Genomic DNA, 14978 nt, shown 5'->3' on the forward strand with positions numbered 1-14978 from the left:
GTCTAACGCCCACAATTACCCAGGAGTTACCCGATGAATGCTCGTCTGCTTGGTTTAGCCATGGTTGTTGGTTTGTCGCTGCCGGTGGCAGCACAGGCGCAGATGTTGGCGCCGGGCTTGTGGGAATTGACCACCAGCAATATGAAGGTCGATAACCAGGACCTGCCGGACTTGTCCCTGATCCTCGGTCAGCTCAAGCAACAGATGACCCCCGAACAGCGCGCCATGCTGGAAAAACAAGGCATCACCATGGCCGGCAAAGGCGTGCAGGTGTGCCTCACGCCGGCGCAGGTGGCTTCGGACTCGATCCCCCTGACCGACCCGCAATCGGGTTGCAAACAGCAAGTGATCGACAAGACCGGCAACCAGTGGAAATTCCGCTTCAGTTGCCCGAAAGCCCAGGGAACCGGCGTCGCCACCTTCCAGAGCCAGAAAGAGTTCACCACCACCGTCAACGGCACGTTCAATGCGACCGGCATTCAGCAGAAAGGCAGCCTGGACACCCATGCCCAGTGGCTGGGCAACGACTGCGGTACAGTCAAACCGCGCGCTTAACGCGCAAACTGCAGCGGCAGGCCCTGGCAGCTTTCGACCACCTGGCCGTTGTGCCACGCCAGGTGGCCCGACACCAGGGTGGTGCTGACGCTGTGGCGAAAGCGGCGTTCGGCGAACGGCGTCCAACCGCAGCGGGCCAGGACCGGTTCATCGCACACCGGCTTGCCTTCAGGCTCGGGGTTGATCAGCACAAGATCGGCCCAATAGCCTTCGCGCAGGTAACCGCGGTCCGCGATCGCAAACAGGTCGGCGACACGGTGGCTGGTTTTGGCCGCCAGCGTGGTCAGCGGTAAATGCCCGTCCGCCACCAGTTCCAACAGTGCCGGCAGCGCGTGTTGCACCAGCGGTAAACCGGACGGTGCTTCGCGATAGGCCAGCTGTTTTTGCGCCCAGGTATGCGGCGCATGGTCAGTGCCGATCACGTCCAGACGATCACTCAATAACGCCAGGCGCAGCGCGTCGCGGTCGGCGCGTGTCTTGATCGCCGGGTTGCATTTGATCTGGTGGCCCAGGCGGTGATAGTCGCGGTCATCGAACAGCAGGTGGTGCACGCAGACCTCGGCGGTGATGCGTTTTTCGGCCAGGGGTTTGTCGTCGAACAGCGCCAGCTCGCGGGCGCTGGTGAGGTGCAGCACATGCAGGCGCGTGCCGTGACGCTTGGCCAATTCCACCGCGAAAGACGATGAGCGATAGCACGCTTCGGCGTCACGGATCAGCGGGTGGGCGACGGCGGGGATCTGGTCGCCAAAGCGCTCGCGCAGACGCGCTTCGTTGGCCTGGATGCTTGGCGTGTGCTCGCAGTGGGCCAGCAGGATGGTCGGCACTTGCGCGAACAGGCGCTCCAGGATGCGTGGGTCGTCCACCAGCATGTTGCCGGTGGAGGCGCCCATGAACACTTTGACTCCGGCCACCTCCCGAGGGTCGAGCGCGGCGACGGTGTCGAGGTTGTCGTTGCTCACCCCGAAGTGAAAACCATAATTGGCCACCGAATGCAGGGCCGCGCGGCGCTTTTTGTCGGCCAGCTCTTGCAGGTTCAGCGTGGCCGGGTGGGTGTTGGGCATGTCCATGAAACTGGTGATCCCGCCCGCCACCGCCGCCCGGGACTCACTGTAGAAGCTGCCTTTTTCCGGTGCGCCGGGCTCGCGAAAGTGCACTTGGTCATCGATCATGCCCGGTAACAGCCACTGGCCTTTGGCATCGATGGACAGCGGGGCGTTACAGCCCTGGATGCTGCTCGCGATCTTCTCGATACGGCCATTGGCGATCAGGACGTCGGCGTCAAACATCCGGCCTTCGTTGACCAGGCGGGCATTGCGGATCAGCAGGCGACTCATGGCTCAGAACTCGTTTTGCAGGGCTTTGTAACCGCGCACCAGGTCGACATTGGTGCGCGCTACGTCTTCGGAAAACTCCGAAGCGCTGACGCTCACTGGCGGGAATTGCGACAGGTCGGTGTTGGGGCCGATGCGGGTGGTGGAGGGCACGTAGAACGCATCCGGCAAGTCGCGGCCGTCGACCACTGAGTTGTGGCGCACCACGCAGCCGTCGCCCACCACGCAGTTGAACAGCACGCTGTTGAACCCGATGAACACACGGTCACCCACGGTGCAGGGGCCGTGGACGATGGAACGGTGGGCGATGGAGGTGAATTCGCCGATCGTCACCGCCGCGCCGGATTTGGAGTGGATGACCACGCCGTCCTGGATATTGGAGTTGGCGCCGATGGTGATGGGGTCCATGGCGCCGCTGGCGTCGACTTCGTCGGCACGGATCACGGCGTAGGGCCCGACGAAAACGTTCTCGCCGATGATGACTTTGCCGCAGATGATGGCGGTCTTGTCGACATAGGCCGATTCGGCAATCACCGGCAGATCGCCGGAAGGGTTCTTGCGGATCATTCAGCAGGCTCCGTAATGATGTGTACGTGGTCGCCGTCGATGGCGTTGTAGAAACAGGTCGGGCGGCCGGTATGACAGGCAGGGCCCAATTGGTTGACGATCAGCAGCACCGCATCGCCGTCGCAATCCAGGCGTGCTTCGACCAATTGTTGCCAGTGGCCGGAAGTCTCGCCTTTGCGCCACAGCTGCCGGCGCGAGCGTGACCAATAGCAGACGTGCCCGGTGGCCAGGGTCTCGTTGAGGGCCTGGCGGTTCATCCAGGCCAGCATCAACACCTGGCCGTTGCCATGTTGCTGGGCGATGGCGGCGATCAGGCCATCGCTGTTCCACGGCAGGGCGTCGAGCACTGCGTCGAGTGGAAAGCGGCTGCCGAGGGCAGCGCTTTCCAGGTCGAGCATGCTCAGGTTCATGGCTTGCTCAGCGCGGCGCACAGGGTGTTGAGGTTGTATTCGAACAGGCCGGTAAAGGTGCTGGCCGGGCCTTCGGCGGCGAGGGCATCGGAGTACAGCGTGCCGCCGATCTGCGCGCCGCTTTCATCAGCGATCTGCTTGAGCAGGCGCGAGTCTTTGATGTTTTCCATGAACACGGCCTTGACCTTGTCTTTGCGGATCTGGGTGATCAGCGCGGCGACTTCGGCAGCCGAAGGCTCGCGTTCGGTGGACAGGCCCTGGGGCGCCAGGAACTGAATGCCATAGGCCTGGCCGAGGTAGCCGAAGGCATCATGGGAAGTGACGATGCGACGGTTGCCCGCCGGCAGGGCGCCGAACTTGGCCTTGGCTTCAGCCAGCAGGCGGTAGATTTCTTTGAGGTAGGCCTGGCTGTTGCGCTGGTAGTCGGCGGTGTTGGACGGGTCGGCGGCGATCAGCGCTTTGGTGATGTTGTTCACATAGATTTCGGCATTGGCCAGGTTATGCCAGGCGTGTGGGTCTGGGATGGTTTCGCCGTCTTCGTCCATGGTGTGCGAGATCACGCCCTTGCTGGCGGTGACGACCGTGGCCTTGGTTTCGGTGCTGGTCACCAGGCGGTCCAGCCAGGGCTCGAAGCCCAGGCCGTTTTTGATGATGACGTTTGCCTTGAGCAGCGCCTTGGCGTCGTCCGGTGAAGGTTCGTAGGTGTGGGCATCGGCGTCGGGGCCGACCATGTTGCTGATCTGGATGTGATCGCCACCAATCTGGTGGGTCATGTCATCGAGAATACTGAAGCTGGTAACCACCTGGAGTTTGTCGGCGGCCTGGGCCATCGACAGCGGCAGCAGCAGACTGAACAGCACAAGTAGAGCGCGCATCGGGAAACACCTCATTGGGATGACAGCAAGGGCGGGCGGCGCAGCAAACCGTGCACCGGCCCGAAGACCACGGACAGCAGGTACCCACCGCCGGCCACCAGCACAATCGCCGGGCCGCTGGGCAGTGAGTAGTAAAACGAGAGCAACAAGCCAAGCCACACCGACAGGCATCCCAGCACCGCCGATACGGCGATCAACACCGGCAGGCGCCGGCTCCAGAAACGTGAAGCGATGGCCGGCAACATCATCAAACCCACCACCATCAATGCGCCGATGGCCTGGAAGCCGATCACCAGGTTCAGCACCACCAGCGTCAGAAACAGCCCGTGGGCCAGCGGGCCCAGGCGGCTGACGGTTTGCAGGAACAGCGGGTCGAGGGTGTCCAGCAACAGCGGTTTGTAGATCAGCCCCATGGCGATCAGGCTGAACCCCGAGACCCAGAGCATGCCGGTGAGGGTGGTTTCATCCACCGCCAGGGCCGAGCCGAACAGCAGGTGCAGAAGGTCCAGGCGTTTGCCGGCGATGCCAAGGATGAGCACGCCGGCGGCGAGGGAGATGGGATAGATGGCGGCGAGGCTGGCGTCCTCGCGCAGGCCGGTGCGACGGGTGATCCACGCCGACAGCCCAGCCATGCTCAGGCCGGCGCCGAGGCCGCCGATGGTCAGCGCGGGCAGGCTGAGCCCGGCGAACCAGAAGCCCAGGGCGGCGCCGGGCAGGATGCCGTGGGCCACAGCGTCACCGATCAGGCTCATGCGCCGCAGGATGAGGAATACGCCCAGCGGCGCGGTGCTGCATGCCAGCACCAGCCCGCCGATCAGGGCGCGGCGCATAAAGACGAAGTCGGCGAAGGGCATCCACAGGTGGGCGGCGAAGTGCATCAGGCCACCTGCATCTGGGGCTGTGGGCGGATCAGTTCTTTACTGGCGCCGAATATGCAGCCCGTGTTTTTGATTTGCAGCACTTGGTGGGTGTGTTGGCGCACGGATGCCAGGTCGTGGCAGACGATGACCAGCGTGCGGCCTTGGTCATGCCAGGCGTGAATGTGTTTCCAGCACAGCGCCTGGCCGTCCTCGTCGAGGGCGGCATGGGGCTCATCCAGCAGCAACACCGGCGAATCTGCCAGGCTCATGCGGGCGAGCAGGGCGCGTTGCAACTGCCCGCCGGACAAGGCCATCAACGGGCGCTGTTCCAGGCCGCCGAGGCACCAGTCTTCCAGCACCGCCTCCAGGCGTTCGCGGCGTTGCGGCGGGGCGAGTTGGGTGCCCCAGAAGCCTGCGGCAACCAACTCTTGCAGGCTGATCGGAAACTGACGGTCGAGGTGTTGTTGCTGGGGCAGGAACGCCAAGCCACCACGGCGTGGAACATTCACGGCGACTTTACCCGCCAATGGCTTTTGCAGGCCGGCGATGACTTTGAGCAGGCTGCTTTTGCCACAGCCATTGGGGCCGATCACGCCGGTGAGGCTGCCTTGTTGCAGGGTGAAATCCACAGCGGGTGTAAGCGGTTGGCCGGGGGCGCCCCAGCGTAAAGCGGTGCAGGTGATCATGCAGGGTCTCTCGTCCAGCGGCTTTCAGCCACGGCATCGTGCGCGTGCAGGCTTTCGGCGTGGACCACTTTGAGGTGGAAGGCTTTGACCGCATCCGAGCGCTTCAAGGCGAGGTTCAGACGGCGGGCGGCGTCTTCGCAGAACATCAGGTTCTGCCCGTTGGTCAGGGCGAAGGCTTGTTCGTCCGCACGTTTCACTGCGGTTTGTACGGCAGTGCCGAGGGCGGCTTCGGCGTCGTTGATCAGGTCGGTCAGGGCCAGGTGCTCGCCTTGCAGGTACACATGCAATTGCGCGCTGCTGCGCTGGCTGTGGGGTGTGGCGACGATACCGTTGGCGCTGCCAAGCCACGTGAGGACGTCTTCATGCTGCAACGGCGTGTTGGCGAAGTCGTCGAGAAATTGTTGTTGAATCAGTTGCCTGGCAAGCGCAGCGGAGCAGGGGCACGTCGAGGAATACGTCACGTCAATTTTTTGTTCCACGTGGAACATCTGGTTTTCCAGGCGCGCTTCGATGCTCACCGGGTAGCGCTTCCAGCCTGCCAAAGGGCTCACCAGCGCAGGCCGCTTCAATAGCAAATGGGTATGGAGACGCAGGTAGGCGTTCTTAGATAAATCTTCATGACTGTCGAGAAAGCGCTGCAGTACATTGCGCAGAAGTGCCGGTGTGAGGGGTTGCTCGTCGAGCATCTCCAGCGCCAGGTACAGGCGTGACATATGAATGCCACGGGCGCTGCCATCGTCCAGGCTGACGCCCGCGTCGGCGGTGGCGGTCAGGCGCTGACCGTCGATCAGGATTGGCAGGGCAACGCCGCACATGCCCACCCAGTCGAGTGGCAAGGCTTGGCGTAAAGCCTGCCCGGCGATATCCGGCAGAGTCAGCGCATTCATAAGCAGGTCCATCGTTGGAAATAATTCGACATGTTATAGTATAACAATAGAGTCGACGATGAATTTTCTGCCCCGGCTCTTTTTCGGTCATGTCGAGTACGGACGCTCCTTATATTTGCGGTATTTGTCATGCACAGACGTCAGCTTCTTAATCTGCTCCTGGTCAGCCCTTTGTTTGCTTTGCCGTTCGCAGCCCACGCCACGCAGATTCGCAACGCTCGTTTGTGGCGCTCGGACGACAGGCTGCGGTTGGTGTTCGACCTCAGTGGCCCGGTGCACTACAAGACCTTCTCCTTGACCGCACCGGAACGACTGATCATCGATCTGAGCGGTGCAGGCCTCAGTGGCGATTTTTCTCAACTGGAACTGAAAAACAGCGGCATCACTTCGATCCGATCGGGGCATTTCGGCACGGCGGACACGCGCATCGTGCTCGACCTGGCCGCGCCGATGCAGCTCAACAGCTTTGTATTGCCACCTCAGGACGGGCAGGGGCACCGCCTGGTGCTCGACCTCACCAGCGCCACCCAGGCGCCGCGTCAGATTGCGTCTGCACCCAGCCCATTGGTGGAGAAAGCCCACCCCAAGCGCGACATCATTGTGGTGGTCGACCCCGGGCACGGCGGTAAAGACCCGGGCGCCGTCGGCTCCAAGGGCCAGCGTGAAAAAGACGTGGTGCTGTCCATCGCCCAATTGCTGGCCAAACGCTTGAAACGCGAGAAGGGTTTTGACGTGAAACTGGTGCGCAACGATGATTTCTTCGTGCCGCTGCGCAAACGCGTGGACATTGCGCGCCAGCACAAGGCCGACATGTTCATCTCGGTGCACGCCGATGCGGCGCCACGGCTTACGGCCTCGGGGGCGTCGGTGTATGCATTGTCCGAAGGCGGCGCAACGTCGGCCACCGCACGCTTCATGGCACAACGTGAAAACGGCGCGGATTTGCTGGGGGCTACCACGTTGCTCAATCTCAAAGACAAGGACCCGATGTTGGCCGGGGTGATTCTCGACATGTCGATGAACGCCACCATTGCCTCCAGCCTGCAATTGGGCAGTTCAGTGTTGGGTAGCCTGCAAAACATCACCAGCCTGCACCAGAAACGCGTGGAGCAGGCCGGGTTTGCGGTGCTCAAGTCGCCGGATGTGCCGTCGATCCTGGTGGAGACCGGTTTTATTTCCAATGCCCAGGACGCCCAGCGACTGGTTACCGCACGTCACCAACAGGCGGTGGCGGATGGCTTGTTCGACGGCCTGAAAAACTACTTCCAGAAGAATCCGCCGATGAACAGCTATATGGCCTGGGTTCAGGAGCAGAAGAACAGTCAGGTCTAACAGCCGGTGATGCGGCTGCAGGTGAATTTGGCGCTGGCCCCGCCCGAGCTGGAAAACCGGTTGATCGTGGTCCAGCCCACACGCCGGGTATAACCCACCCACGCCTCGCCATCCGATGCCAACCCGGTAAAGAACGTCAGCTGGCCATAGCGGCTGTTGGTCTGGGCCCAGTAGCGTTTGCCGATCACCTCAACACCGCGCAAATACGTGGTGGTACCCACCGTCGCCACGCTGTAGGCATTGCCTTGCGGGTCTACACAGGCGAGCAGGTTGGCGCTGCGCGTGCAGTTGGCCAGCGGGCTCGGCACTTGAGCGCAGACAGGCCAGGCTGCTGTCAGTAATACGACGCACAACAGGCGTTTCATAGTGTTTCTCGGGGTAGGGAAGCGTTCAAGCATTGCGCCCTTCGTCGTAAGGAGCAAGCGGATTGGCTTATTTGTGTTGTTATACTATAACATTAAAGGCCAGCCTGACCCGTGAACCGTTTATCAAAGCCAAAGAACGTGAAGAGCTGCGCGAACGCCATAAACGGGCGGTTTGACCGGCCAACCCTGATGAGGACCACCTGATGCCCAATCGTCTCCCCGTTACCGTGTTGTCCGGCTTTCTCGGCGCCGGTAAAAGCACGCTGCTCAACTATATTTTGCGCAACCGCGAAAACCTGCGCGTGGCGGTGATCGTCAACGACATGAGCGAAATCAACATCGACGGCAGCGAGGTGCAGCGCGACGTCACGCTCAATCGTTCGGAAGAAAAACTGGTGGAAATGAGCAACGGCTGCATCTGCTGCACCTTGCGCGAAGACTTACTCGAAGAGGTCGGAAAACTCGCCAAGGAAGGTCGATTCGATTACTTATTGATCGAATCCACCGGCATTTCCGAACCCTTGCCGGTGGCCGAAACCTTCACCTTTCGCGATGAAAACGAGCAAAGCCTGGCCGATATCGCCCGCCTGGACACCATGGTCACCGTGGTCGACGGCCTGCATTTCCTGCTCGACTACCAGGCCGCCGAAAGCCTGGCGTCACGGGGCGAAACCCTGGGCGAAGAGGATGAGCGCTCCATCACTGATCTGTTGATCGAGCAGATCGAATTCGCCGACGTCATCCTGATCAGCAAGATCGACTTGATCAGCAGCCACGAGCGCGAAGAGTTGATGGCGATTCTCGAACGCCTCAATGCCCAGGCGGAAATCATCCCGATGGTCATGGGCGAAGTGCCACTGAACAAGATCCTCAACACCGGCCGCTTCGACTTCGAGCGCGCCGCGCAAGCGCCGGGTTGGTTGCAGCAATTGCGCGGTGAACATGTGCCGGAAACCGAGGAATACGGTATTGCCTCCACCGCCTATCGCGCCCGTCGACCCTTCCACCCGCAACGCTTCTTCGACTTTATCGACCGCCCCTGGGTCAACGGTAAGTTGTTGCGCTCCAAGGGTTTTTTCTGGTTGGCCAGCAAGCATCAGGATGCTGGCAGTTGGTCCCAGGCCGGTGGCCTGATGCGTCATGGGTTTGCGGGACGTTGGTGGCGTTTCGTGCCGAAAAGCCAATGGCCGCAGGATGAAGAAAGCGTCGCGGCGATCATGGGCAATTGGCAACTGAGCACTGGCGACTGCCGCCAGGAACTGGTGTTTATCGGACAGAACATTGATTTTGCCCACATGCGCGAGGAGTTGGACGCCTGCTTGCTCACCGATGAAGAAATGGCCCAGGGTGTTGAAGGTTGGCGCCTGTTGGCTGACCCATTTGGCCCCTGGTATGAAGAGGCAGCCTGATGCTTGCGCCCGTTTTCCCCTTGCGCCCGGTGGTGCGACAGACCCGCGGTGACAGCCCACTGGCGCTGTCAGACATCCTCGAAGACGGCGTAAACCTGGCGTTGTGGCAGCGCCAGTTGCCGCTGCATATCGCCGAATTCGGCGCCTTGCTGGTGGCACTTAACGAGCCGTTGGCCGATTCGATGGTTATCGAACTCATTAGCGAGGACGCCGCGCCGAACTTGCAGGGTTTAGCGTCCAGCTGCCGCGATCTTGAAGGTTACGAAGGGTTCATCGCCGATGTTGCCTGGCTGGTCAGTGCCTTTGCCTGTCTGCTCGGTGCCAAACGTATCGGCGTGCGCCTGCGCTTGCTGGATAAAGCCATGTGCCCGCGCTTTCATGTCGACCATGTGCCGGTGCGGCTGATCACCACCTATGCCGGCATCGGCAGCCAATGGTTGCGTGAAGGCGTCATGGACCGCCGCACGCTCAGCCAACCGGACGCCGAACCCAGTGAGCGCATCGAGCAGATCCAGTGTGGTGAAGTGGCCCTGCTCAAGGGCACCAAATGGCACGGCAACGAAAACCACGGCCTGATCCACCGCTCGCCCGCCTTGAAAGCCGATGAGCGCCGATTGATTCTGACGCTGGATTGGTTGGCGTAACCGCGTAGGATCAAACGCTCTACACGATCTGAATGATGTCCCTGATGCTGCAGAATATTCCCACCCATGTGATTGCCGGGCCCTTGGGCGCCGGCAAGACCAGCCTGATCAAGCACTTGCTGGCCCAGCGCCCGGCCAACGAGCGCTGGGCGGTGCTGATCAACGAGTTCGGCCAAATTGGCCTGGACGCCGCACTGCTGACGCAGGACGACGACGGCATCGCCATGGGTGAAGTCGCGGGTGGCTGCCTGTGCTGTGTGAATGGTGCACCGTTCCAGGTAGGTCTGGGCCGCCTGTTGCGTAAGGCCAAGCCGGATCGGCTGTTTATCGAACCGTCGGGCCTGGGCCATCCCGCGCAATTGCTCAAGCAATTACGCCAAGCGCCTTGGCAGAAAGTGCTAGCGATTCAGCCGTGTGTGCTGGTGTTGGATGCCCAAGCGCTGGCGGCGGGCAAACCCTTGCCGCCGGCACAGCAGCAGGCGCTGGAAAGCGCCGGGTTGCTGGTATTGAACAAGGATGAAGCGCTGGATGCCGCGCAGCGCCAGGCGATCGAACGGCAGTTACCCGATCGCCCACATTACTGGACCCGCCAGGCGCAGCTGCCGTTGGCCCGGCTCCCAGGCCTGGATGTGAAAGCGGGCGCCGCTGTGGATAACCTTGACGTGCCCATCGGTCTGGCGCAGATGCCGGCCGTGTGGAGCGATCCCGCGTTGCCGATTTGTTTGAGCCAGGCTCAGGAAGGAGGCTGGAGTATTGGCTGGCGCTGGCACCCAAGCCAGTCATTCGATCCGCAGCGTATAACGTCGTGGCTCAAGACCCTTGCGTGGTGCCGCGCCAAGCTGGTTATCCACAGCCGTGGCGTGTGGCTCTGCGCCAACGCTGTGGATAACCGCTCGCTCGCCTGGCAGCCCAGCGAGTGGCGTCGCGATTCACGTATCGAACTGATCTTCAATGCGCCACAGGATGTGGTGGCGTTGCAGGCCGCGCTGGTCGCCTGCCGTTACTGACGGTTCTTGGTGGCGTGATCCTGACGCCACTGGCTCAGCTCGATCACTTCGGCGCTGGGCAGCGCTTCCTTGGCTTCGAACGGGTAGGGCGCCAGCTCGATCTGCGCGCTGTGGGCGCCGAATTGAGTGATAGTGCCACTGTGACGGGACTCGCCCGTGACGGTGAACTCAAAGTTATAGACGCGCGCCAGGCGCCGCCGACCGTTGGCGTCCTTCACAAAGCCAATGCGCTTGAGCGCCACCGCGCCGTCGAGCAACTCGATATCGAGCTTGCTGCAATGTTGCTTGACCCGCGCCAGCGCTCGCTCGCGCAAACCGTGGTTATGCCACACCCAGGCGGCGCCGGTTGCCAGCAGCATCAACACGAAGATGTTTCCCAGGGTCAGCATGTGAAAAACTCCAACAAAGTGAGCGCAGCTTAACTGTGTCGTCGGTCTGTCGTACAGGCTGCGTTTAGTCGCATACTGCGCGGCCAGAATTTCAATGGTTTTACGGAATATCCTGCATGAAACGCACACCTCATCTGCTTGCGATCCAGTCTCATGTGGTTTTTGGCCATGCCGGAAACAGCGCCGCCGTGTTCCCCATGCAGCGGATCGGGGTGAACGTCTGGCCGCTGAACACGGTGCAGTTCTCCAACCACACCCAGTATGGCCAGTGGGCGGGCGAAGTGCTGGCACCGCAGCAAATTCCCGCGCTGGTGGAAGGCATTGCCGCCATTGGTGAACTGGGTAACTGTGATGCGGTGCTATCGGGCTACCTGGGCAGCGCAGACCAGGGGCGGGCGATTCTCACGGGTGTGGCACGGATCAAAGCCATCAACCCCAGGGCCCTGTACCTGTGTGACCCGGTGATGGGCCATCCGGAAAAAGGCTGCATCGTGCCCCAGGAAGTCAGTGACTTCCTACTCGACGAAGCGGCTGCCATGGCCGACTTCCTATGCCCCAACCAGCTGGAACTGGACAGCTTTGCCGGGCGCAAGCCGCAGTCGCTGTTCGATTGCCTGGCCATGGCCAAGGCGCTGCTGGCGCGCGGGCCCAAGGCGGTACTGGTCAAGCACTTGGATTACCCCGGCAAGCTGCCGGATGGCTTTGAGATGCTGCTGGTGACCGCCGATGGCAGTTGGCACCTGCGTCGGCCGCTGCTGGCATTTGCGCGCCAGCCGGTGGGGGTGGGCGACCTGACCTCGGGGCTGTTCCTGGCGCGGGTGTTACTGGGCGACAGCCTGCTGGCCGCTTTTGAGTTCACCGCCGCGGCCGTGCACGAAGTGCTGCTGGAAACCCAGGCCTGCGCCAGTTACGAGCTGGAACTGGTGCGGGCCCAGGATCGCATCGCCCATCCGCGCGTTCGTTTTGAAGCCACGCCGATCGGCCTGTAAGTACACAGAAACCAATGTGGGAGGCGGCTTGCTCCCGATAGCGATGGGTCAGACACCAGATGCAGTGACTGACACTCAGCAATCGGGAGCAAGCCCCCTCCCACATTTTGATGCGGTTTACAGATTGAGCCTTACAGCGCGTCTGCCTTGATTTCCTGGTAGCGCTTTTCCAGCTCCTGGCGGATCTGCCGACGCTGTTGGGCCTGTACGAACCGGCGCTTGTCTTCGCTGTGCTGGGGTTGCAGCGGCGGCACGGCGGCCGGTTTGCGCTGGTCGTCCACGGCGACCATGGTGAAAAAACAGCTGTTGGTATGGCGTACCGAGCGCTCGCGGATGTTCTCGGTCACCACCTTGATACCCACTTCCATCGAGGTATTGCCGGTGTAGTTGACCGATGCCAGGAACGTCACCAGCTCGCCGACGTGGATAGGCTCGCGAAAAATCACCTGGTCCACCGACAACGTCACTACATAACGACCGGCATAACGGCTCGCGCAGGCGTAGGCCACTTCGTCGAGGTACTTGAGCAAGGTGCCGCCGTGGACATTGCCTGAGAAGTTGGCCATATCAGGGGTCATCAATACCGTCATCGACAGCTGGGCGTTTCCGGGTTCCATAGCACACTCACGGGTTGTAGGCATTGGTTGGGGGCGCACCTCTGCGGATGCTGGAATCTTTGCGGCGCCATCCCTTACGGGACGCCAGTGGGCGGCTTGCCGTCACGCCTGGGCCGATCTGTTTCCATATATTGCACCGGCTTTTCGGTAGAAGTCGCGGTGTTAACCTTCAAAAGCCCATCGCAGGGTATTTCTTACGATCAAGGCAGACTTTTCCTTCCGCTCTTTGCGACTGTTCATGCGCGGGTGGACTTGGCAAAAGCGCCAGTACCAGCAAGGAGCCCTCGCCATGCACGCCATCAGCTTTATCCAGGACTTGGCCGTGATCATGCTGGTGGCAGGGGTGGTCACCGTCCTGTTTCACCGTCTCAAGCAGCCGGTGGTGCTGGGTTACATCGTCGCGGGCTTCATCATTGGCCCCCATACCCCGCCGTTCGGCCTGATCCACGACGAAGACACCATCAAGACCCTGGCCGAGTTGGGGGTGATCTTCCTGATGTTCTGCCTGGGCCTGGAGTTCAGCCTGCGCAAGTTGTTCAAGGTGGGTGCCACGGCATTTATCGCAGCCTTCCTGGAAATCATTCTGATGATCTGGATCGGTTACGAGATCGGCCAGTGGTTCGACTGGAACACCATGGACTCGCTGTTCCTGGGCGCCATCCTGGCAATCTCTTCGACCACCATCATCGTCAAGGCACTCAATGACCTGAAGATGAAAAACCAGCGCTTCGCCCAACTGATTTTCGGCGTGCTGATCGTCGAGGACATCCTGGGCATCGGCATCATCGCCTTGCTGTCGAGCATCGCCGTCAGCGGTACGGTGAGTTCCGGCGAGGTGTTCTCCACCGTCGGCAAGCTGTCGCTGTTCATGATCGTTGCCCTGGTCATCGGTATTTTGCTGGTGCCACGTTTGCTGGCCTATGTGGCCAAGTTCGACAGCAACGAGATGCTGCTGATCACTGTACTGGGCCTGTGCTTCGGTTTTTGCCTGCTGGTGGTCAAGCTGGAATACAGCATGGTGCTGGGGGCGTTCCTGATCGGCGCGATCATGGCCGAGTCCCGTCAGTTGATTAAGATCGAGCGCCTGATCGAGCCGGTTCGCGACATGTTCAGTGCCATCTTTTTTGTGGCGATCGGCTTGATGATCGACCCGCAGATCCTGCTGCAATACGCCTGGCCAATCGCGGTCATCACCGTGGCCGTGGTGTTGGGCAAGATGCTGTCCTGCGGCCTGGGGGCGTTTATCGCCGGCAATGACGGGCGCACCTCACTGCGCGTAGGCATGGGGCTGTCGCAGATTGGCGAATTTTCTTTCATCATCGCCGCGCTGGGGATGACCTTGCAGGTCACCAGCGATTTTCTATATCCGGTGGCGGTCGCGGTTTCGGCGATTACGACGCTGCTCACACCGTACCTGATTCGCGGTGCCGACCCGTTGTCATTGAAGATTGCCGCCGTGATGCCCCAGCGAATGAGCCGGGTGTTCGGCCTGTATGGCGAATGGCTGCGCAGTATTCAGCCGCAAGGCGAGGGCGCAATGCTGGCGTCGATGATCCGCAAGATCATCCTGCAGGTGGGGGTCAACTTGGCGCTGGTGATTGCGATCTTCTTCACCGGCAGCTTTTTCGCGGCGCGTATCGGCGGCTATCTGCAGGGCTGGATCAGCGATCCAAGCTGGCAGAAGGCATTGATCTGGGGTGGGGCATTGCTGTTGTCGCTGCCGTTTTTGATCGCCGCGTACCGCAAGCTCAAGGCTCTGTCGATGTTACTGGCGGAGTTGAGCGTGAAGCCGGAAATGGCCGGGCGGCATACCCAGCGTGTGCGCCGAGTGATCGCGGAGCTGATCCCCATTTTGTCGTTGCTGGTGATCTTCCTGCTATTGGCGGCCTTGTCGGCCAGTATTCTGCCGACCAACAAGTTACTGATGCTGATTACGGTGGTCGCGGCAGCAGTAGCGGCCGTGCTCTGGCGCTGGTTCATCCGCGTGCATACGCGGATGCAGGTCGCCTTGTTGGAAACATTGGATAACCACAAGGACACGCCGGAGCACTAATG

The 14978-nt window shown here is 61.2% G+C and carries 17 protein-coding genes; 7 read left to right on the plus strand and 10 right to left on the minus strand.

What is annotated here, in order from left to right:
- Positions 1-33: 33 nt before the first annotated feature.
- Positions 34-555 carry a DUF3617 domain-containing protein gene (locus tag AB4N98_RS12720; RefSeq protein WP_460149490.1) on the plus strand — a complete coding sequence of 174 codons (522 nt, stop codon included), beginning with the start codon at positions 34-36 and terminating at the stop codon, positions 553-555.
- On the opposite strand, the gene AB4N98_RS12725 is transcribed toward AB4N98_RS12720, so the two are convergent.
- The 7 genes from AB4N98_RS12725 to folE2 are packed head-to-tail and all read right to left on the minus strand — an operon-like array spanning position 552 to position 6171.
- Positions 552-1889 (minus strand): dihydroorotase, encoded by a 1338-nt coding sequence (locus AB4N98_RS12725; protein ID WP_217855568.1) that lies wholly within the window; start codon positions 1887-1889, stop codon positions 552-554. The genes AB4N98_RS12720 and AB4N98_RS12725 overlap by 4 nt on opposite strands.
- A gap of 3 nt (positions 1890-1892) precedes the next feature.
- Positions 1893-2453, minus strand: coding sequence for a gamma carbonic anhydrase family protein (locus AB4N98_RS12730; protein WP_003231797.1), 561 nt, complete (start codon positions 2451-2453; stop codon positions 1893-1895).
- The gene (hisI, locus tag AB4N98_RS12735; protein ID WP_017528642.1) at positions 2450-2863 is read right to left on the minus strand and encodes a phosphoribosyl-AMP cyclohydrolase; all 414 of its coding nucleotides are present in this window, start codon (positions 2861-2863) and stop codon (positions 2450-2452) included. Before hisI ends, AB4N98_RS12730 begins: the two co-directional genes overlap by 4 nt.
- On the minus strand, positions 2860-3738 hold the full coding sequence (locus tag AB4N98_RS12740; protein ID WP_116078059.1) for a metal ABC transporter substrate-binding protein: 879 nt from the start codon (positions 3736-3738) through the stop codon (positions 2860-2862). Before AB4N98_RS12740 ends, hisI begins: the two co-directional genes overlap by 4 nt.
- Before the next feature lie 11 nt (positions 3739-3749).
- A complete protein-coding gene (locus AB4N98_RS12745) occupies positions 3750-4616 on the minus strand; it encodes a metal ABC transporter permease (RefSeq protein ID WP_017528640.1) in 867 nt (288 codons plus the stop codon).
- On the minus strand, positions 4616-5284 hold the full coding sequence (locus tag AB4N98_RS12750; protein ID WP_065879227.1) for a metal ABC transporter ATP-binding protein: 669 nt from the start codon (positions 5282-5284) through the stop codon (positions 4616-4618). The genes AB4N98_RS12745 and AB4N98_RS12750 overlap by 1 nt, the downstream gene beginning before the upstream one ends.
- The gene (gene folE2 / locus AB4N98_RS12755) at positions 5281-6171 is read right to left on the minus strand and encodes a GTP cyclohydrolase FolE2 (protein ID WP_460149493.1); all 891 of its coding nucleotides are present in this window, start codon (positions 6169-6171) and stop codon (positions 5281-5283) included. The genes AB4N98_RS12750 and folE2 overlap by 4 nt, the downstream gene beginning before the upstream one ends.
- Positions 6172-6300: 129 nt before the next feature.
- Here folE2 and AB4N98_RS12760 point away from each other — a divergent pair, with 129 nt between their 5' ends.
- Complete coding sequence (locus AB4N98_RS12760; protein ID WP_017528637.1) at positions 6301-7503, plus strand: N-acetylmuramoyl-L-alanine amidase; 1203 nt, start codon at positions 6301-6303, stop codon at positions 7501-7503.
- Here AB4N98_RS12760 and AB4N98_RS12765 read toward each other — a convergent pair.
- A complete protein-coding gene (locus AB4N98_RS12765) occupies positions 7500-7868 on the minus strand; it encodes a hypothetical protein (protein WP_017528636.1) in 369 nt (122 codons plus the stop codon). The two genes, AB4N98_RS12760 and AB4N98_RS12765, sit on opposite strands and share 4 nt — an antisense overlap.
- Positions 7869-8071: 203 nt before the next feature.
- Between AB4N98_RS12765 and zigA the strand changes: the two genes are divergently transcribed.
- Genes zigA through AB4N98_RS12780 form a run of 3 tightly spaced genes read left to right on the plus strand, consistent with a single transcriptional unit; the run spans position 8072 to position 10928 of the window.
- A complete protein-coding gene (gene zigA, locus AB4N98_RS12770; protein WP_017528635.1) occupies positions 8072-9277 on the plus strand; it encodes a zinc metallochaperone GTPase ZigA in 1206 nt (401 codons plus the stop codon).
- Positions 9277-9921, plus strand: a complete 645-nt coding sequence (locus AB4N98_RS12775; protein WP_065879228.1) for a DUF1826 domain-containing protein — start codon at positions 9277-9279, stop codon at positions 9919-9921. Before zigA ends, AB4N98_RS12775 begins: the two co-directional genes overlap by 1 nt.
- Before the next feature lie 44 nt (positions 9922-9965).
- On the plus strand, positions 9966-10928 hold the full coding sequence (locus AB4N98_RS12780) for a CobW family GTP-binding protein (protein ID WP_017528633.1): 963 nt from the start codon (positions 9966-9968) through the stop codon (positions 10926-10928).
- On the opposite strand, the gene AB4N98_RS12785 is transcribed toward AB4N98_RS12780, so the two are convergent.
- The gene (locus AB4N98_RS12785; protein WP_017528632.1) at positions 10922-11317 is read right to left on the minus strand and encodes a DUF3301 domain-containing protein; all 396 of its coding nucleotides are present in this window, start codon (positions 11315-11317) and stop codon (positions 10922-10924) included. The two genes, AB4N98_RS12780 and AB4N98_RS12785, sit on opposite strands and share 7 nt — an antisense overlap.
- 116 nt (positions 11318-11433) lie before the next feature.
- Between AB4N98_RS12785 and pdxY the strand changes: the two genes are divergently transcribed.
- A complete protein-coding gene (gene pdxY / locus AB4N98_RS12790) occupies positions 11434-12306 on the plus strand; it encodes a pyridoxal kinase PdxY (protein ID WP_065879229.1) in 873 nt (290 codons plus the stop codon).
- A gap of 131 nt (positions 12307-12437) precedes the next feature.
- On the opposite strand, the gene AB4N98_RS12795 is transcribed toward pdxY, so the two are convergent.
- The gene (locus AB4N98_RS12795) at positions 12438-12923 is read right to left on the minus strand and encodes an acyl-CoA thioesterase (protein ID WP_017528630.1); all 486 of its coding nucleotides are present in this window, start codon (positions 12921-12923) and stop codon (positions 12438-12440) included.
- 289 nt (positions 12924-13212) lie between these two features.
- Here AB4N98_RS12795 and AB4N98_RS12800 point away from each other — a divergent pair, with 289 nt between their 5' ends.
- Positions 13213-14976 (plus strand): cation:proton antiporter, encoded by a 1764-nt coding sequence (locus AB4N98_RS12800; RefSeq protein WP_017528629.1) that lies wholly within the window; start codon positions 13213-13215, stop codon positions 14974-14976.
- Positions 14977-14978: the final 2 nt, after the last annotated feature.

The organism is Pseudomonas sp. S3_E10 (assembly GCF_054667615.1).